Genomic DNA, 19,505 nt, shown 5'->3' with positions numbered 1-19,505 from the left:
ATCCTAAGAAAATAGGGAATGAAAAAAAGAGATCTAGATCACAGAAAAAATGAACGGCAGAATAGTCCATATATTCAGCCAATCTATGCGGAATAATGCAATAATCTAAATATAGGCAATCTTCTATTCAACATAAAAACTTTGCTAAATATGCTGAGAATATACAAGAATATATTGCTGGATAGTAGAATGGATTACAAAGGACTCTCTATTTGCAGCGCTTCATTAATATGCAAAATAGAAAGAATTAAATAGGAACGAATCATTTTTTCCCAACGGATAATTTTGACTTGTTCTAATAGTGAATCTGTTGCCTTAGGATCGGGAATAGGATCTTTTATAAATAAAGATTCTTTAATGCAATGTAACTGTTGGATAAATTTCAAGAACATAGGATCACTGAAAGAGGCTTCTTGTTCTTGATTGTTAATAATTTCCTTTAATTTGATAAAGGCATTAATATCTTCAAAAATTTCTTTGGAAATAACGCCTAAGCCTAAAAGTACTTTAAGACGTATTTTAAAGTCGAATAAAGGGCCTGAATGTTCAAAGAGTGATTCAATAACGGATTCAACCACAAAATCTGTTTTACGAAAAACCTTATTAATTAAATGATCAATCGCTTCATCAAAAATGGTTACTGCTGCAATAATTAAACCGCGTGCAGTGGTAACTTCATTAAGTTTTTCTTCGATCATTTAGACCCTTTCCTAAACAATTAGTGTTTTAATGCAGCATATGCTTGTGCAATTTCAGCAAAAATCGCTTGGTCGTCAAGGCCAGTATATTTAGTTAAAGTTGCAATAACGCCTTGTTCTGCAAGGGTTTGCTGCAGTTCTACGGCTTGTGGATCATTAGCGTTGGTGTAACATAATGCTGCGGCTACTGCTTTACAAATCATGCTATGAGGTAATTGGTATTCCAAAGTACCTCGTAATGGCTTGATAAGGCGGTCATTATAGCTGAGTTTGCGTAAAGGTTCACGACCAACACGATCAACATCATCTTGTAAGTATGGGTTTGCAAAACGTTTTAGAATTTTTTCGATATAAGCAGTATGAGCTGCTGGGTCGAAATTATAACGTTTGATTAATACAGCACCACTTTCTTGCATTACTGCTTTTACTTGTTGCTTGATATTTTCGTCATCAATTGATTGTTTTACAAATTGATAGCCAGCTAATTTACCTAAATAAGCTGTTACAGCGTGTCCAGTGTTGAGTGTGAATAATTTACGTTCGATAAACGCCATTAAATTATCAGTACGTTCCATACCTGGAATATTAGGAATTTCGCCTTTGAATTGAGTTTCATCGACAATCCATTCACTAAATTCTTCAACTGTGACTTGTAATGGATCTTCTGCATTAGCTTCTACTGGCGGCACAATTCTATCGACGGCTGAATCAACAAAGCCAACATATTGACTAACGAGTTTTTGTTCATCTTCGGATAAATGCGTGAAAATGTGTTCTTTTAAGGCGGTAGTTCCACGAACCATATTTTCACAAGCAATCACATTTAATGGTTTGGTATTGCCTTGTTGGATACGTGCCAATAAACCTTGCGCTAATGATTTAGAGATAATTTTTAATACACCTGCGCCGATTGCGGTAGTGATAAGATCGACTTCTTGAATTTTTGCTAACAATTGATCTTGATTAGCTGAATTGAGTCCATCAACATTTTTGACGATCTCGATTTTATTTTGTCCTTCACCAACAATTTTTACCGAGTATGATTGTTGTTTATTCAATAGATTGATTACCGTTTCATTAATATCAGCGAAAGTAACGTGGATACCTGCATCAGCAAGTAATTTACCAATAAAACCACGTCCAATATTACCTGCACCAAAATGTAATGCTTTCATTCTAATTCTCCTAAATAAAAAGAACGTAGTGGTTACACTACGTTCTTACTTCATATTAACCTTTAAGTAATGCTAACACTTTTTCTACATCGCCTGTAGTAGTGAGAGTGTTGATTGCTTCTTCGCTATCCAATGCGTTGGTAATTGCAGATACCACTTGGATATGTTCATTATTGCGTGCAGCAATACCAATCACTAATTTTGCTACGCCATCTTCTTCATCAGTGAAACGAACACCATTTGGATATTGACAGAATACAATCCCGGTTTTCAATACAGCATCTTTTGCTTCAATAGTACCATGAGGTACCGCGACACCTTCACCAAGATAAGTAGATACAAGTTTTTCACGTTCTAACATTGCTTCAACATAACTTGGTTGTACGAAACCACCTTTAACAAGTTGTTCACCAGCAAAACGGATAGCTTCTTCTTTAGTTGCTGCGCTTAATCCTAAAAATACTTGGTTAGCAGCTAAGGCGAAAGTTTCTTTCGTCGCACTTTCAGTTGTTGCCTGTACTGGCTTTGCATTAAGTTCTGCTTTTAATTCATTAACTAAGCTGTCATAGAATTTGTTATCTAAGAAGTTGGTTAATGAAAGATGTACTGCATTTGGAACATGTTGTTTAGCACGTAAAGTTAAATCTTGGTGGGTAATAACTAAACGGGCATCTTCAGGTAAGTCGTTAATAGCGCAGTTTGCTACTTCAACTGGTAAGCCAGCTTCTTTCACTTTTTTACGAAGCATACTTGCACCCATTGCACTTGAACCCATACCTGCATCGCAAGAAACAAAGATTTTTTTCAAACCAGCATAGTTGATTTCAACATGATTCACATTTGCTGTTGGTGCAGCTTTAAGATTTTTAACTTGCGCTGTCGCTTCTTCTAAAGAACCTTCCGTTTTTTGTAGTTTTAAGAAGAATGATGCGATTACGAATGACACTGCACAAGCAATAATGACAGCAAGAATTACGCCGAACATAGAAGCTTTTGGCGTCATAAGTAATACAGCAAAAATTGAACCTGGTGAAGCTGGAGCAACAAGACCAGAATGAGTTAAAGTAAGTGTTAATACACCTGACATACCGCCAGCGATAACTGCTAGGATAAGACGTGGATTCATTAATACATATGGGAAGTAGATTTCATGAATACCACCGAAGAAGTGGATAATTACAGCACCACTTGCAGTTTGTTTTGCAGAACCTTTACCAAATAACATATAAGCAAGTAACACACCTAAACCTGGGCCTGGGTTTGCTTCAATTAAGAAGAAAATAGATTGACCAAATTCTTGTGATTGTTGAATACCCAATGGTGAGAAAATACCATGGTTAATTGCGTTGTTTAAGAATAGGATTTTTGCAGGTTCAACAAAAAGTGAAGTTAATGGTAGTAAATTTGCTTTAACAAGAACATCAACGCCTGCTGCGAGTGCAGTAGATAATGTTTTTACTGCTGGACCAATGGCTAAGAATGCAATTAATGCACAAATCATACCGATGATGCCTGCTGAGAAGTTATTTACTAACATCTCAAAACCACTTTTGATTTTGCCATCTACCCATTTATCAAATTTTTTGATTGCGAAACCACCAAGCGGGCCTGCAATCATTGCACCTAAAAACATTGGGATATCTGAACCGACAACAACACCCATAGTAGTGATTGCACCAACAACAGCGCCACGATCGCCACCTACTAAACGTCCACCAGTGTAACCGATTAATAATGGTAGTAAGTAAGTGATCATTGGCCCAACAAGTTTTCCTAGAGTTTCATTAGGAATCCAACCAGTTGGAATAAATAGTGCGGTGATAAATCCCCAAGCGATAAATGCCCCGATATTTGGCATTACCATATTGGAGAGAAAACGACCAAAATTTTGTATGCGTAATTTTGTTTGTGTAGAAGCCATAATTTGATCCTCAATAATGGAGAAGAAATTTCGTGCAAAAATTAACACATAGTTTTAAAAACGAGAAATTTTTGATCTCAAAAATGTGATGTAGTTCAAATAAAATTTTTTTACAACTTTTTAATAAATGTGATTTATATCACAATATTGTATGTATTTGATTTTTTGTGTGATTTAGATCACATTATTGCGGTATTAAAAATAACCTATAAGAGCTATGGCTAAAAAAGATACAAATTTATTTTTTCTTTTGAAATAAATCGGTGTAGTTACTCATTTTCGGCTAATTATTCAGGACTAAGATGCGCCACATGAAGGCGAACGGTTTCCGTTCATAAAAAAACAAAAACACTCTATAAGGAGTATTCAATTATGTTAGTTAATAAAAAAATGCTTGTTAGTTCATTGTTAGTTTCTGTTTTTGCGATGGCAACTGTTGGTGTTGCACAAGCAGCTGGGGATTTACCTCATCAAGTAGAACCTAAAGCTAAAGCAGAACAAATCATGCCGAAACATGAATTAAATACTGAAGCGAAAAAGCCTGTGGCTATGGAAAGAAAGCATATTAGTGCAGCTAAGCAAGAAAAAGGTGTGAAACATCATTTGATTGCCAAGAAAGCAGGAAAGCAAGAACATCTTAAAAAAGGAGCACATGTAGAACCTAAAGTAGCAGCATAAAAAATAAAATATTATTCCTGTAGTGCCTCTTGGCCTCTGTTCCATAAGGGATCAGAGGCCTTTTTTATATGTCTAATAGACAAAAAATAAGGTCGAGTATTTCACTTGACCTTATTTATGCTTTGATTTTTTGTTCACTTATTCGTCTAAGAAACTACGTAATGTTTCTGAACGGCTTGGGTGACGTAATTTACGTAATGCTTTAGCTTCAATTTGACGAATACGTTCACGTGTTACATCAAACTGTTTACCCACTTCTTCTAGTGTATGGTCGGTATTCATATCAATACCAAAACGCATTCTTAGCACTTTCGCTTCACGAGGTGTTAGACCTTCTAGAACTTCGTGTGTTGCTACTTTTAAGCTTTGTGCTGTTGCAGAATCTAGAGGAAGTTCTAAAGTATTGTCTTCGATAAAGTCACCTAAATGTGAATCATCGTCATCACCAATTGGAGTTTCCATAGAAATAGGTTCTTTGGCAATTTTCAATACCTTGCGGATTTTATCTTCCGGCATGCCCATGCGTTCTGCTAATTCTTCTGGAGAAGCTTCACGTCCCATTTCTTGTAGCATTTGACGCGAGATACGATTCAGTTTATTAATCGTTTCAATCATATGCACAGGAATACGAATAGTACGCGCTTGGTCAGCAATCGAACGAGTAATTGCCTGACGAATCCACCAAGTTGCATAAGTAGAGAATTTATAACCACGACGATATTCAAATTTATCTACTGCTTTCATCAAACCGATATTACCTTCTTGAATTAAATCAAGGAATTGTAATCCGCGGTTAGTATATTTTTTCGCAATAGAGATAACTAAACGTAAGTTAGCCTCAACCATCTCTTTTTTCGCTCGGCGTGCTTTTAATTCGCCTTGTGAAATTTTTTCACCAATTTGACGGATTTGTGTGATGGTTAAACCGCTTTCTTGTTCGATTAGTTTAAGTAATTCAATTGCATGACGAATATCGTTTTCATAGTCTTTTAATTTTTCAGACCAATTTTTGCCAGCAGCTAAGGCTTTTTCTACCCAAACATCGTTTGTTTCATGACCAATAAATGCTTTTTGGAATGCACCTTTTGGCATTTTGGCATATTCAACTGCAAGGCGTTGGATTTGTCTTTCTTGGGTACGAATGCGTTTCATCATATCGCGCATTGATAACACAAGAAGGTCAAATTGTTTTGGTACTAGACGGAATTGTTGGAATACTTCTGAAAGCGCTGTAATTTGATCTCTCGCTTTTTTATTACCGCGACCATATTTTTCGATAGCTTCAACGGTTTTTTGATGTTGTTCTTTTAATGCAGTAAATTTTTCACGTGCAACTTCTGGATCAATGCTGTTATCTGAATCACCATCAGAGCTGCTATCTGAATCATTGTCACTATCTTCGTCATCATCACTGTCGTCCACATCGTCACCAGAAGAAGACATTTCATCTTCATCATCATCTCCGACATCATCGTTCATAAATTTAGAATAGTCTTCGGTATCTACCGCATTTGGATCAACAAAACCAGTAATTAAATCAGAAAGACGGACTTCACCTTTTTCAACTAAATCATATTGTTGTAATAAATGATCAAGTGCTTGCGGGTATTCTGCAACCGCACATTGAACTTCATTAATTCCTTCTTCGATCCTTTTAGCAATATCAATTTCGCCTTCACGGGTTAATAATTCAACACTACCCATTTCGCGCATATACATCCGCACAGGATCTGTTGTACGACCAATTTCAGATTCAACACTAGAAAGCACTTGGGTCGCTTCTTCTACTGCATCTTCATCGGTAACATTTTCGTTCAACATAAGATCATCAGCGTCAGGAGCAGTTTCAAGTACTTGAATACCCATGTCGTTGATCATCTGAATGATGTCTTCTATTTGATCGGCGTCAACGAGGTCTTCTGGTAAGCTGTCATTAACCTCAGCATAGGTTAAATAACCTTGTTCCTTGCCTTGTGCAATTAATTGTTTTAACTGTGATTGTGGATTTTGATCCATATTTTGACATCCAATAATTGTTGATTAGCAGAAATCATTCTTCACATACTTATGAAGAATAGACCGAAGCTAGCAATTTTCGACTGTTTGCTAGCAGTTCCATCAGTTCTTTTTTTTCATCTAGCGATAAAGTATCTGTTCGATCTTTCGCTTTTAACGCTTCTATGCGCTTTTCCATTACTTTAGAATGTAAGTATTTTAGATTACCATAAAAAGAGGCTTCAATGTTATCATCTTTTATCAGATGATCCCACATCGCCAATTTTTCAATAATTTTTTCTTCTTCCTTATCACGCCAAAACTCGAGCAATTGCCCAGTAGTAATGCCGCTTTTTTCTGTACATATTTGATAAATCTGTAAAAATAATGATAATCCAGGTAGATTTAGATCTTGTAATACTTGTGGATTACTCAATAAAACGCGTGTAATTGGCTTATCTGCAAGCTCAGGATTTTGCAATAGTAATGCAATCAATAAACGCATTGGTGTTGATTTTAGTGCAGCTGTATTTTCTTTCATTTTTTCAGTCGCACTGGCGATCATGGTTGGCAGCATTTTTTCAAGCAAAGTACTATCAATGATGCCTAATTTCTGTCCTAGCGTATTGCGTAAATATAAACGTAATGTTTCACCTGGAATTTTATCAATTAGTGGTACGGCAAGGGCGGCTAATTTACTACGACCATCTTTAGTACTGAGATCAACTTGCGCCAATAAATGTTGGAACAAGAACTCGCTCATTGGAATAGCATCTGCTAAAAAAGTTTCAAATTTTTCTTTACCAACTTGGCGAATAAAAGTATCGGGATCTTCATCTTCTGGCAAAAAGATAAATTTTAATTGGCGACCATCATAGAGATGCGGTAAAGCATTTTCTAATGCTCGCCATGCGGCACTACGCCCTGCATTATCACCATCATAGCAACAGATAATTTGTTCTGTGGCACGATAGGCAATTTGAATTTGTTCACCGGTAGTGGCAGTACCTAAAGAGGCCACTGCATTAGTGACGCCAAATTGAGCGAGGGCAACCACATCCATATACCCTTCGACCACCAATAAATATTCGGGACTATCATTTTGCTCTAAAGCTTCATATAACCCATATAATTCATTGCCTTTATGGTAGGTAGCCATTTCAGGAGAATTCAAATATTTTGGTTTTTCGTCACCTAAAACACGCCCACCAAAAGCAATTGTACGACCACGTCGATCGCGAATTGGGAACATAATACGTTGGCGAAAACGATCATAATAAGTGCCAGAATCGTTTTGTGTAATCATTCCAGTATCTAACAGTTTTTGCCGATCTTCATTGGAATGACCAAAAGTACGTAGCACCGAATTTGTTCCAGAAGCGAAACCAATAGCAAAACGCTGAATGACTTCATTAGATAAACCACGTTGCTGTAAATAAGCCTGCGCCGGCATTACTTGCGTTAATTGCTGTTGATAAAAAACTGCAATATCTTGCATTAATTGGTGTAAATCACGCTTACTTTTATAATGTTGGCTTGCTGCATAAGTGTTTGTTGATGATGTTTCTCTTGGCACTTCAACACCTTGCAACGCAGCCAATTCTTCAATCGCTTCGACGAATTCCATCTTGTCGTAATCCATCAAAAATGAAATGGCATTACCATGTGCGCCACAACCAAAACAGTGATAAAACTGCTTCTTAGGACTAACAACAAAAGATGGTGTTTTTTCGTGATGGAAAGGGCAACAGGCTTGATAATTTTGCCCAGCTTTTTTCAGTTTTACACGAGAATTAACCACATCAATAATGTTGGTACGTGCTAATAGTTCATCAATAAAAGTACGCGGAATGAGTCCTTTCATCGTATCTACCTTAAGCTAGCCAACAATTATGTGGGTTAATAAGAAAGAAATAACCGTGCTCTTATAAAAGAAGCACGGTTTTGAAAATATATCGTTTAGATTAAAGAATGAATTAATATAAACGAGTGTGACGTGCATTCTCGCGAGCTAATTTTTTAGCATGACGTTTAGCTGCTGATGCTTTTTCACGTTTACGAATAGTTGTTGGTTTTTCGTAGAATTCACGGCTACGAACTTCCGCTAAGATTCCTGCTTTTTCGCAAGAACGTTTGAAACGACGTAATGCAACGTCAAATGATTCATTTTCACGAACTTTAATTACAGGCATGAGCCAATCACCTCAATGAAATTTATACAATTTTATGGTTATACAAAGATAACCTTTACTCAATAAAGGCCGCAATTTTAATCTATTTTAGGACAAAAAGTAAAGAGAGGATTCAGCTTATTTTGTTTGTAATTCAGTTGTGAACTAGAGAAACAAAAGAAAAAAGAGTAAAATGCTGACCAATTTTTGGTTAGATAAAACAAACAGATGAAAGTTTTAGGGATTGAAACCTCTTGTGATGAAACCGGTGTGGCGATTTATGATGAGAAACAAGGATTAATCGCCAATCAACTTTATACACAAATTAGTTTACATGCTGATTATGGCGGTGTAGTGCCAGAATTGGCTTCACGTGACCATATTCGTAAAACTGCACCGCTAATTCAAGCGGCATTAGCGGAAGCGAATTTATCAGCACAGGATATTGATGGTGTTGCTTATACTTGTGGACCTGGATTGGCTGGCGCTTTATTAGTGGGCTCAATGATTGCTCGCTCGTTAGCGTATGCTTGGAATGTCCCTGCGTTGGGCGTTCATCATATGGAAGGGCATTTATTAGCGCCAATGTTGGAAGAGCGTGTACCGGCATTTCCATTTCTTGCATTACTTGTTTCTGGCGGACATACCCAATTGATTCGTGTTAATGGGGTGGGTGATTATCAATTACTTGGAGAATCGATTGATGATGCTGCTGGAGAAGCCTTTGATAAAACTGCAAAATTATTAGGATTGGATTATCCCGGCGGTGCTGCGCTTTCACGATTAGCGGAAAAAGGTAATCCAGATCGTTTTGTTTTCCCTCGACCAATGACAGATCGTCCTGGATTAGATTTTAGTTTCTCAGGATTAAAAACCTTTGCCGCTAATACGGTTGCCCAGCATCCACAACAGGATGAGCAAACGCGTTGTGATATCGCTTATGCGTTCCAAGCGGCAGTAGTGGATACATTGGCGATTAAATGTCAGCGAGCTTTACATGATACAGGTTTAAAACGTCTGGTGATTGCTGGTGGGGTAAGTGCTAATAAGCAATTAAGACAACGTTTAGGCGAATTGATGACAAAATTGGGCGGAGAAGTATTTTATCCTGCGCCACAATTTTGTACTGATAACGGCGCTATGATTGCTTATGCTGGTTTTTTACGTTTAAAAGCTGGAGAGCAAACTGGATTGGCAGTAGAAGTTCGTCTGCGTTGGCGTATGAGTGAATTGGCAAAAATCAGTTAAACAAAAATAAATGCTTTCTCCGTTTTGAGTGCAAAACGGAGAAAAGGTTTTTAGTCGTTGGTTTTAGCGTTCTCTAATTCTTCTTGCTTTTCTAACCATTCACTTTCCACAGCATCTAGTTGTTTTTTCAATGTTGCTTGATCGCCTAGCAATTGTGTCAATTTCTCTTTATTTTCATTTAAATACAGATCGTTGTCTGCTAAGGCGGTTTCTATCTCAGCAAGTTTTGTCGAGTATTGCTCTAATTGTTTTTCTAATTTTTGGATTTCTTTGCGTAATGGTGCAGTCTTTTCACGCCATTCAGCTTCACGACGTTTCTGTTCTTTACGCTGTAAAAATTCATTGTCTTTCGTTATTGCTTGCGTTTCTGTCGTTGCTTTTTCTGCAGTTTCTAAACTAAGCAGCCATTTTTGATAATCTTCAAGATCACCATCAAAAGTATCAACAGTATGATCGTGAACTAGATAAAATTCACTAACAGTATTACGTAATAAATGACGATCGTGGGAAACTACAACTAAAGATCCTTCATAATCCATCAAGGCTTCTGTCAAGGCTTGACGCATATCTAAATCAAGGTGGTTTGTTGGTTCATCTAGTAATAATAAATTAGGTTTTTGCCACACAATCAGTGCTAATACTAAACGTGCTTTTTCACCACCAGAGAAAGAGGCAATAGCCTGTTTTACTTTATCACCATGAAAAGCAAAACCACCAAGATAATCTCTTAACTCTTGTTCAGTTTTAGTCGGAGCTAACTTTTGCAAATGCCAAAGAGGACTTTCATCAGCACGCAAGATATCTAATTGATGTTGGGCGAAATAGCCCAGTTGTACACCTTTAGCAAGTTGTACTGTACCAGATTGTGGTGTTAATTCACCTGCGAGTAATTTAATTAAAGTCGATTTCCCAGCACCATTTTTACCAAGTAAACCAATTCGTGAGCCAGGTACGAGATTAAGTTTCACTTGTTGTAAAACCGTTTTGTCGCCATATCCTGCACTTACTTTTTCCATCGATAGTAATGGATTAGGTAAAAAATCAGGTTCAGGAAAGCTAAATGAAAATGGATTATCGATATGTGCTGGTGCAATTAATTCCATTCTTTCTAATGCTTTGATACGACTTTGTGCCTGTTTTGCTTTGGTAGCTTTGGCTTTAAAACGATCAATAAATTTTTGTAGATGAGCAATTTTTTGTTGCTGTTGTTGGTATAAGGCGTTTTGTTGTGCTAGTTTTGTGGCACGTAAGATCTCAAAAGCAGAATAATTGCCTGTATATTCGTGCAATTGTTGCTGTTCTATATGAATCACTTTATTAATAATTGGATCAAGAAAATCACGATCGTGAGAAATTAATAAGAGTGTCCCTTGATAATTTTTTAACCAACTTTCTAACCAAATTACTGCATCGAGATCCAGGTGGTTAGTCGGTTCGTCTAGTAGCAATAGATCAGAACGACATAATAATGCTTGTGCAAGATTTAAACGCATGCGCCAACCACCAGAAAATGACTTAACTGGAAGTTGTAATTGTGCATCTTCAAAACCTAAACCATGCAACAATGTGGCGGCTCTAGCATGAATGGTCCAAGCATCAATAGTGTCTAATTGTGCGTGTAATGAGGCAATACGATAACCATCATTTTGTTGATTCGCTAAAGTTAATTCTTGTTGTAATTTACAGTATTCACGATCACCCTGAATGGTGTAATCTAAAGCAGAAATTTCTAATGCTGGTGTTTCTTGATTAACCCAGCTGATTTCCCAATTATTTGGGTAGAAAATATCACCTTGTTCGGGGAGCAATTCTCCTTTGATTAAGGCGAATAATGAGGATTTTCCACAGCCATTTTTACCGACTAGTCCAACTTTTTGTCCTGGAGTGACTGTGGCAGTAGCGTTTTCAAGTAAAGTTGTTATACCACGTTTTAGGGTTAAATTTGTAAAAGTTAACATTTTTAGGTATGCTCTTGATAAAGTTTAATATTTTTGAATTTTAGGATTGCTAAATGTTTGATTCTTTTTTAGTTCAATTTGTTGTTTTATGGGCAGTTATCGATCCTATTGGTTCCGTTCCTGTCTATCTTACCAAAACTATTGGCCTTTCCGCGACAGATCGTAAGAAAATAGCGCGAAATGCGGTATTAATTGCGACAGGAATTTTATTTTTCTTTCTAATTACAGGTCAATTTTTATTAGAAGCAATGCAAATTCCATTAACAGCATTCCAAGTTGCTGGTGGGTTAGTCTTGCTATTATTTGCTTTGACAATGGTGTTTAGTGAAGGTAAAGCAGAACAAGAGATGCGTTTATCTTCTAATATAAATGAATTAGCAGTATATCCATTGGCAGTACCCTCTATTGCTTCACCAGGAGCAATGATGGCGATTGTGTTATTGACCGATAATCATCGTTTTAGTTTTACTGATCAAATTATGACAGCCATTATTATGGCGCTAGTCTTATTAATTACTTATATCTTGTTGTTAGCTGCAAATAAGATTCAACGTTTAATTGGTACAACAGGTGCGGCGATTGTTAGTCGAGTGATGGGGTTAATTTTGGCGGCTATTGCAGTGAACCATATTTTAAGTGGTATTAAAGCCTTTTTTATGGAAGTGATGCCGACAGTCACCTCTTAATCTCGTCGTGATCAGATAGCGAAAAAAGAAGAAAAAGTGATAAAATAACGCCTATTTAATTAGATAGAGAATAATTTATGCCGTTAGGAAATTTATATATTGTTTCCGCACCTAGTGGAGCAGGAAAATCATCGTTGATTGCTGCATTATTACAACAACATCCTCGCTATGAAATGCAGGTTTCTATTTCTCACACTACTCGTAAACCTCGTCCAAATGAAGAAGATGGTAAACATTATTATTTTGTTGATCATGCTGAATTTGAGCGACTCATAGCAGAAGATGCGTTTTTAGAATATGCCGAAGTATTTGGTAATTATTATGGTACTTCCTTACCAATGATCGAGCGTTCCTTGAAACAAGGAATTGATGTTTTTCTTGATATTGATTGGCAAGGTGCTCAACAAGTGCGTAAAAAAGTACCAACCGCGAAAAGTATTTTTATTTTGCCGCCATCAATGCAAGAGTTGGAACGCCGTCTAGTAGGGCGTGGTCAAGACTCGGAAGAAGTGATTGCAGGTCGTATGCAAAAAGCAATCAGTGAAATGAGTCATTATGATGAATATGATTATTTAATTATTAATGATGATTTTGATCAGGCATTGAATGAAATTAAAGTGATTTTAAAAGCGGAGAAGTTAAAAGTAGCACGCCAAATACAGCGTCACCAATTATTAATTTCGCAACTACTAGCGAAAACGGAGTAGCTTTAGTATCATATTCAACCTTTTTTCTTGATTGATTATTAAACAATTTAATTTGTGGAGAGAATTATGGCACGTGTAACCGTCCAAGATGCAGTAGATAAAATTGGCAACCGTTTTGATTTGATTTTGACTGCAGCTCGTCGTGCAAGAGAATTACAATTGCATGTACGTGAACCATTAGTACCAGAAGAGAATGATAAACCAACAGTAATTGCTTTACGTGAAATCGAAGAAGGCTTAATCAATAATGATATTATGGATGCGCAAGAGCGCCATGATGCTTTAGAACAAGAACACGCAGAGTTACAAGCGGTTTCTTTGTTAGCTGATATCGAATAATTTTTAAATCTAAGCGAAGAACGAGTCATGTATTTATTTGAAAGTTTACATACAATCATTAAAAGTTATTTGCCTGATGATCAAATTGAGTTAGTGAAGCGTGCATTTGTGATTGCACGTGATGCTCACGAAGGGCAGACTCGTTCTAGCGGAGAACCTTATATTACCCACCCGGTTGCGGTTGCTTCAATTATTGCAGAAATGCGTCTTGATCATGAAGCTGTGATGGCGGCGTTATTACATGATGTTATTGAAGATACACCTTATACCGAAGAGGAATTAACTGCTGAGTTTGGTAAAAGCGTAGCTGAAATTGTTGAGGGTGTTTCTAAATTAGATAAATTGAAATTTAGAACACGTAAAGAAGCGGAAGCGGAAAACTTCCGTAAAATGATTTTGGCAATGACACAAGATATTCGCGTTATTCTGATTAAACTCGCTGACCGTACGCATAATATGCGGACACTCGGAGCATTGCGCCCTGATAAACGTCGTCGTATTGCGAAAGAAACGCTCGAAATTTATAGTCCATTGGCGCATCGCCTAGGTATCGAGCATATTAAAAATGAGTTGGAAGACTTAGGCTTTGAGGCATTACATCCACATCGTTATTATGTATTACAAAAAGTGATCCAAAATGCGCGTGGTAATCGTAAAGAGATGATCCAACGTATTACTGATGAGATCAAAGGGCGTCTTGATGATGTAGGGATTAAAGCCAGAGTTTTTGGCCGAGAAAAACATCTTTACTCCATCTATCAAAAAATGAAAATGAAAGAACAGCGTTTTCATTCGATTATGGATATTTATGCGTTTCGCGCTATTGTTCAAGATGTGGATACCTGTTATCGCGTGTTGGGACAAATGCATAGTTTGTATAAACCTCGCCCAGGCAGAGTCAAGGATTATATTGCGGTACCAAAAGCAAATGGCTATCAATCTTTGCATACTTCGATGATCGGTCCTCATGGCGTGCCAGTTGAAGTACAGATTCGTACCGAAGATATGGATCAAATGGCGGAAATGGGAGTTGCGGCACATTGGATTTATAAACAAGGTGGTAAAAATGACACTACGACTGTACAAATCCGCGCGCAACGCTGGTTACAGAGTTTAATTGAGTTACAACAAAGCGCAGGTAATTCATTTGAATTCATTGAAAATGTGAAATCAGAATTATTCCCTGATGAGATTTATGTATTTACACCGAAAGGTCGCATTGTTGAATTACCAGCTGGAGCAACACCGGTAGATTTTGCTTATGCCGTTCATACTGATATCGGGCAAACCTGTATTGGAGCAAGAGTAGATCGTCAACCTTATGCATTATCGCAAGCATTGGAATCAGGGCAAACCGTTGAAATTATTACTGCACCATCAGCGCGTCCAAGTGCTACTTGGTTAAATTTTGTGGTGACCGCAAAAGCAAGAGCCAAAATTCGTCAAACCTTAAAATCATTACGTCGTGATGAAGCGATTATTTTAGGAAAACGACAACTTGTTCATGCTTTGTCACCAATGAAATTAGACGAGGTGGATCCAAACAAAATCGCGGCATTATTGGCAGAATTGAAATTACAATCATTGGATGATCTATTAGCTGAAATCGGTTTAGGAAATCAAATTAGTGTAGTGATTGCGCATCGGTTATTAGGTGAAAAATTAGAAATTGATACGGATGGCGATCCTAGCAACAATAATAATCATGAAACGGATACAGGTGTACTAATTAAAGGGGTAGAAGGCTTATTAATTAATTTTGCTAAGTGCTGTCACCCGATTCCAGGCGATCCTATTGTTGCTTATGTTAGTCCAGGTAAAGGGTTAGTTATCCATCATGAATATTGTGCTAATATCCGTCATCGTGAAGAAAATGCAGATCACTATATGCCAGTAGAATGGGAAAAGAGTGAAAACAGTGTTGAGTTTGAAGCAGAATTGCGAATTGAAATGCTAAATCAACATGGTGCATTTGCGAATTTAACTTCTGTGATTACTTCAGCTGGTAGCAATATTCAAAGTATTTGGACTGAAGAGCGTGATGGGCGTGTTTATCAAGTGTTTGTCGTGTTAACGGCTCGTGATAAAAATCATTTAGCAACAATTATTCGTAAAATCAATGCGGTATCAGGTGTTGTTGCTGTATTGCGAAATATTAATGAATAACTTGGCATGCAATCGGAAAATCTTTTAGATAATTTGCCAATTTCTGTACTTTCTGGCGTTGGTGCCGCAATGTCAGAAAGATTATCTCGTTTAGGAATTTCTTCGGTACAAGATCTCTTATTTCATTTTCCGCTTCGTTATGAAGATCGTACTCATATTACACCATTGAAAGATCTTCGTCCTGATAGTTATGCCACGATTGAAGGTATAGTGCAAACTTGCGAAGTACAATTTTCCCGTCGTCCAATGCTAATCGTTAGTCTTTCTGACGGTTCATCAAAAGTAATGCTGCGTTTTTTTAATTTTAATGCAGCGATGAAAAATAGTTTTACCACCGGTGCGAGAGTAAAAGCTTTTGGTGAAGTGAAACGAGGACGCTTTATGGCGGAAATTCATCATCCTGAATATCGCATTATTCGCCATAACGAGCCATTGGAGATGGAGGAAAATTTAACACCTATTTATCCATCAACAGAAGGTTTGAAACAGGCTTCGTGGCGGAAATTAACCGATCAAGCATTAGCATTATTAACGAAAAAAACAGTACAAGAATTATTACCAGCCACTTTCAATCCAAGTGGCTATGATCTAAAAACGGCAATCCAATTTTTACATCGCCCACCTGCAGGAACGATGGCGAGTGTATTGGAGAAAGGTGAGCATCCTGCGCAGTTACGTTTAGCTTTCGAAGAGTTATTGGCGCATAATTTAGCTATGCAGCAGAGTAAGCAGCAAACGAAACGACATTCAGCCAAAAATTTGACTTACCATTCAGATATTAAACAACGATTTTTGGCAACATTACCTTTTACTCCAACCAATGCACAACTAAGAGTAGTAAGTGATATTGAGCAAGATTTGTCTCAATCTCGACCGATGATGCGTTTAATTCAAGGTGATGTTGGTTCAGGGAAAACGTTGGTTGCCTTATTAGCGGCATTGATTGCGTTAGATAATCAGCAACAAGTTGCGATTATGGCTCCAACGGAAATTCTTGCAGAGCAACATTTTTATAATTTCTCACAATGGTTAGCGCCATTCGGTATAGAAGTTGGTTGGCTAGCAGGAAAAGTAAAAGGTAAAAAACGCCAGCAAGTGTTGCAACAAATTCAACAAGGTGAAGTACAAGTCGTTATTGGTACACACGCTTTATTCCAAGAAGAAGTTGAATTTCAGGCACTATCTTTAGTGATTATTGATGAGCAGCACCGTTTTGGCGTGGAACAACGTTTAATGCTGCGTGAAAAAGGGGTAAAGAATGGAGTTTATCCACATCAATTAATTATGACTGCCACACCGATTCCACGTACATTAGCGATGACAGTATATGCGGATCTTGATATTTCAATTATTGATGAATTGCCGCCAGGGAGAACACCAATAAAAACAGTGGCAATAGCGGAAGATCGACGTGATGAGTTAGTTCAACGTGTATATCGAGCTTGCAGTAAAGATCATCGTCAAGTGTATTGGGTTTGCACATTAATTGATGAGTCGGAAGTGCTAGAGGCACAAGCTGCAGAAGCGCTAGCAGAAGATCTCAAAAAAGCGTTACCAATGCTACGTATTGGCTTGGTACATGGCAGAATGAAGCCCCAAGAGAAACAAGAGGTTATGTCAGTTTTTAAAGAGGGCGACATTGATGTATTAGTGGCGACAACAGTAATTGAAGTGGGTGTCGATGTTCCCAATGCAAGTTTGATGATTATCGAGAATGCTGAACGTTTAGGCTTATCACAATTACATCAGTTACGTGGACGTGTGGGGCGTGGTCAGATCGAATCTTTTTGTGTCTTATTGTACAAAACACCATTAGGCAAAGTTTCGCGTCAAAGGCTAGATATTATGCGTACTAGTAATGATGGTTTTGCGATCGCAGAAAAAGATTTGGAAATTCGTGGCCCGGGTGAAGTGTTAGGAGTGAAACAAACCGGTGCAGCAGAGTTTCGGGTGGCTAATTTAGTACGTGATCGTAAGTTATTACCAGCGGTGCAACGTTGTGCAAATCAATTATTATTAGAGCATCCAGAACACGCTATGTTATTAATTAAACGTTGGTTAAATCAAAAAACAATCTATTCCAATGCTTAAATATCAATCTTATCGTCGAAGTTTACAACAAATGCAATGGTTAGCGGATTTTAATCAGCTGCCAAAAAGACAGCAACAATGGCTAATGATTACTGGTTCATTGACTGCAGCGTTAAAACAACAGTGTAATCAATTTTCTGTACAGCCTATCTTTGAGGGATGGGTGACTGATAATGGTGATACAGAAATACAAGTTCATACACAACAATATTGGTTACGAGAAGTCATACTTTTAGGTGATCAGCAACCATGGATTTTTGCGAGAACCATTATTCCTATTGATACTTTTAATCAATATAAACAACAAATTCAACAGCTTGGAAATCAACCAATTGGGGAATGGTTATTTCAACAACCAATCCAACGTTCGAAATTAATGTGGGGAAAAACAACGACTGAATTTGCGCGTCGATCAGTGCTGACACTTTCTCAACATCCGTTTTTTATCAGTGAGCTTTTCCTTGAGGATTTTTGGTTAAAGGCATAAGATCGCCAACTCAATTACTTAAAAAATTTTCTATTATTATGGCAAATGTACCAACGATTTTATTTTTTGATTCTGGCGTAGGCGGTTTAAGTGTTTATCGTGAAGTCAAAGCTTTATTGCCAGATTGTCATTATCTATATTGTTTAGATAACGCCTGTTTCCCTTATTCTGAAAAAACGGAAAAATTAATTGAACAGCGCTGTGTAGTAATTTGTAAAAAGATTGCGGAGAGAGAAAGGATAGATTTAATTGTAATTGCTTGTAATACTGCAAGTACGATTGTATTACCAGCTATGAGGGAGAATTTTTCTTGCCCTATCGTGGGTACAGTTCCGGCAATTAAACCAGCAGCACAAAAAACACAAACTAAAGTAATTGGTTTATTAGCCACTAAAGGAACCATAATTCGATCTTATGTAGATGATCTGATCAAAGAATATGCACAAGATTGTGAGGTAAAACGTCTAGGGTCAACTGAATTAGTGGAAATCGCCGAACAAAAATTACATGGCAAACCAGCTGATCACTTTGCTGTAATGCGTGCAGTATCTGAATGGCGTTATGAGTATGAATTAGATACAGTAATTCTTGGTTGTACGCATTTCCCATTATTAAAGGCGGAATTAAAAGCCTGTTTGCCGCAAGTAAGTCATTTTATTGACTCAGGCAAGGCTATTGCTAAACGAGTTCAGTCTTTATTACCAGAGTTTTCAGCGGAAAAAATCAAAAAAGAACAAATAGCATATTGCACTGCACCATTTGTAGATCATGAAGAAGTAAGAAAAATGTTTGATGAGTGGGGGTTTAAAAAACTTCAACAATTAAATGAGATACTACCGTAATTATAGATAAAGTGATTACTTGATTAGTTGGTAGACAATATGTTGTTAAATTCAACGGAAAAAGCTAAAAAATAAGCAATTAATAAAATTTTTCAAAATTTGTGAAAAAAGGACTTGCAAGGTGAATTGAAATCACTATAATGCACCTCCGCAACGACGCGTTGTTGAAGTAAAAAAGAAAACGCGTCGTTTTTTGTTCTTTAACATTTTATCAGACAATCTGTGTGGGCATTCGTAGATGATGTTTTTACTTTAAGTAAAAGAATTAAAAAATTATCTTGAATGCTGAATTTGAAGATTCATATGATTTGAATAACGAAGTCAGTTTTTTTTAAGAGCGAAG

The 19,505-nt window shown here is 37.2% G+C and carries 16 protein-coding genes; 9 read left to right on the top strand and 7 right to left on the bottom strand.

All coding sequences use genetic code 11. The annotated features are described in order from the left end of the window. Positions 1 to 194: 194 nt before the first annotated feature. From QS62_RS07450 to QS62_RS07440, 3 genes are read right to left on the bottom strand one after another with little or no spacing between them, the layout of a single operon-like run. Entirely contained in the window at positions 195 to 698 is a 504-nt protein-coding gene (locus QS62_RS07450; protein WP_066108177.1) for an MltR family transcriptional regulator, read from the bottom strand. A gap of 20 nt (positions 699 to 718) precedes the next feature. Next, positions 719 to 1,873: a mannitol-1-phosphate 5-dehydrogenase gene (locus QS62_RS07445; protein WP_066108174.1), complete on the bottom strand. Its 1,155-nt coding sequence runs from the start codon at positions 1,871 to 1,873 to the stop codon at positions 719 to 721. Positions 1,874 to 1,928: 55 nt separating this feature from the next. After that, on the bottom strand, positions 1,929 to 3,794 hold the full coding sequence (locus tag QS62_RS07440; RefSeq protein WP_066108172.1) for a PTS mannitol transporter subunit IICBA: 1,866 nt from the start codon (positions 3,792 to 3,794) through the stop codon (positions 1,929 to 1,931). Between the two features lie 372 nt (positions 3,795 to 4,166). Between QS62_RS07440 and QS62_RS07435 the strand changes: the two genes are divergently transcribed. After that, on the top strand, positions 4,167 to 4,472 hold the full coding sequence (locus QS62_RS07435; RefSeq protein WP_066108169.1) for a hypothetical protein: 306 nt from the start codon (positions 4,167 to 4,169) through the stop codon (positions 4,470 to 4,472). A gap of 138 nt (positions 4,473 to 4,610) precedes the next feature. Here QS62_RS07435 and rpoD read toward each other — a convergent pair whose 3' ends face one another. From rpoD to rpsU, 3 genes are all read right to left on the bottom strand, one after another. Further along, positions 4,611 to 6,488, bottom strand: coding sequence for an RNA polymerase sigma factor RpoD (rpoD, locus tag QS62_RS07430; protein WP_066108166.1), 1,878 nt, complete (start codon positions 6,486 to 6,488; stop codon positions 4,611 to 4,613). A gap of 49 nt (positions 6,489 to 6,537) precedes the next feature. Then, complete coding sequence (dnaG, locus tag QS62_RS07425; protein WP_066108162.1) at positions 6,538 to 8,331, bottom strand: DNA primase; 1,794 nt, start codon at positions 8,329 to 8,331, stop codon at positions 6,538 to 6,540. 112 nt (positions 8,332 to 8,443) lie between these two features. Then, positions 8,444 to 8,659 (bottom strand): 30S ribosomal protein S21, encoded by a 216-nt coding sequence (rpsU, locus tag QS62_RS07420; RefSeq protein ID WP_013745715.1) that lies wholly within the window; start codon positions 8,657 to 8,659, stop codon positions 8,444 to 8,446. A 207-nt stretch (positions 8,660 to 8,866) separates the two neighbouring features. Between rpsU and tsaD the strand changes: the two genes are divergently transcribed. Further along, a complete protein-coding gene (tsaD, locus tag QS62_RS07415) occupies positions 8,867 to 9,886 on the top strand; it encodes a tRNA (adenosine(37)-N6)-threonylcarbamoyltransferase complex transferase subunit TsaD (protein ID WP_066108158.1) in 1,020 nt (339 codons plus the stop codon). 50 nt (positions 9,887 to 9,936) lie between these two features. Here the strand turns inward: tsaD and QS62_RS07410 are convergent, their stop codons facing one another. After that, a complete protein-coding gene (locus tag QS62_RS07410) occupies positions 9,937 to 11,844 on the bottom strand; it encodes an ABC transporter ATP-binding protein (RefSeq protein WP_066108156.1) in 1,908 nt (635 codons plus the stop codon). A gap of 53 nt (positions 11,845 to 11,897) precedes the next feature. Between QS62_RS07410 and QS62_RS07405 the strand changes: the two genes are divergently transcribed. The 7 genes from QS62_RS07405 (at position 11,898) to murI (ending at position 19,162) form a co-directional block, all read left to right on the top strand. Further along, the gene (locus QS62_RS07405; protein ID WP_066108153.1) at positions 11,898 to 12,530 is read left to right on the top strand and encodes a MarC family protein; all 633 of its coding nucleotides are present in this window, start codon (positions 11,898 to 11,900) and stop codon (positions 12,528 to 12,530) included. A 77-nt stretch (positions 12,531 to 12,607) separates the two neighbouring features. Beyond that, the gene (gene gmk, locus QS62_RS07400; RefSeq protein ID WP_066108150.1) at positions 12,608 to 13,237 is read left to right on the top strand and encodes a guanylate kinase; all 630 of its coding nucleotides are present in this window, start codon (positions 12,608 to 12,610) and stop codon (positions 13,235 to 13,237) included. A 66-nt stretch (positions 13,238 to 13,303) separates the two neighbouring features. After that, positions 13,304 to 13,576, top strand: coding sequence for a DNA-directed RNA polymerase subunit omega (gene rpoZ / locus QS62_RS07395; RefSeq protein WP_066108146.1), 273 nt, complete (start codon positions 13,304 to 13,306; stop codon positions 13,574 to 13,576). 27 nt (positions 13,577 to 13,603) lie between these two features. Further along, positions 13,604 to 15,742, top strand: a complete 2,139-nt coding sequence (gene spoT / locus QS62_RS07390; RefSeq protein ID WP_066108143.1) for a bifunctional GTP diphosphokinase/guanosine-3',5'-bis pyrophosphate 3'-pyrophosphohydrolase — start codon at positions 13,604 to 13,606, stop codon at positions 15,740 to 15,742. Between the two features lie 6 nt (positions 15,743 to 15,748). After that, entirely contained in the window at positions 15,749 to 17,833 is a 2,085-nt protein-coding gene (gene recG / locus QS62_RS07385) for an ATP-dependent DNA helicase RecG (protein ID WP_066108141.1), read from the top strand. Then, a complete protein-coding gene (locus QS62_RS07380; protein ID WP_066108138.1) occupies positions 17,826 to 18,320 on the top strand; it encodes a chorismate--pyruvate lyase family protein in 495 nt (164 codons plus the stop codon). The genes recG and QS62_RS07380 overlap by 8 nt, the downstream gene beginning before the upstream one ends. A gap of 38 nt (positions 18,321 to 18,358) precedes the next feature. Continuing rightward, positions 18,359 to 19,162 (top strand): glutamate racemase, encoded by an 804-nt coding sequence (gene murI / locus QS62_RS07375; protein ID WP_066108262.1) that lies wholly within the window; start codon positions 18,359 to 18,361, stop codon positions 19,160 to 19,162. Positions 19,163 to 19,505: the final 343 nt, after the last annotated feature.

The sequence above is a fragment of the Gallibacterium salpingitidis genome (assembly GCF_001678495.1).
Classification (GTDB): domain Bacteria; phylum Pseudomonadota; class Gammaproteobacteria; order Enterobacterales; family Pasteurellaceae; genus Gallibacterium; species Gallibacterium salpingitidis.
The sequence above is the reverse complement of the archived record's forward strand: the minus strand, read 5'-3'. Positions and strand labels throughout refer to the sequence as shown.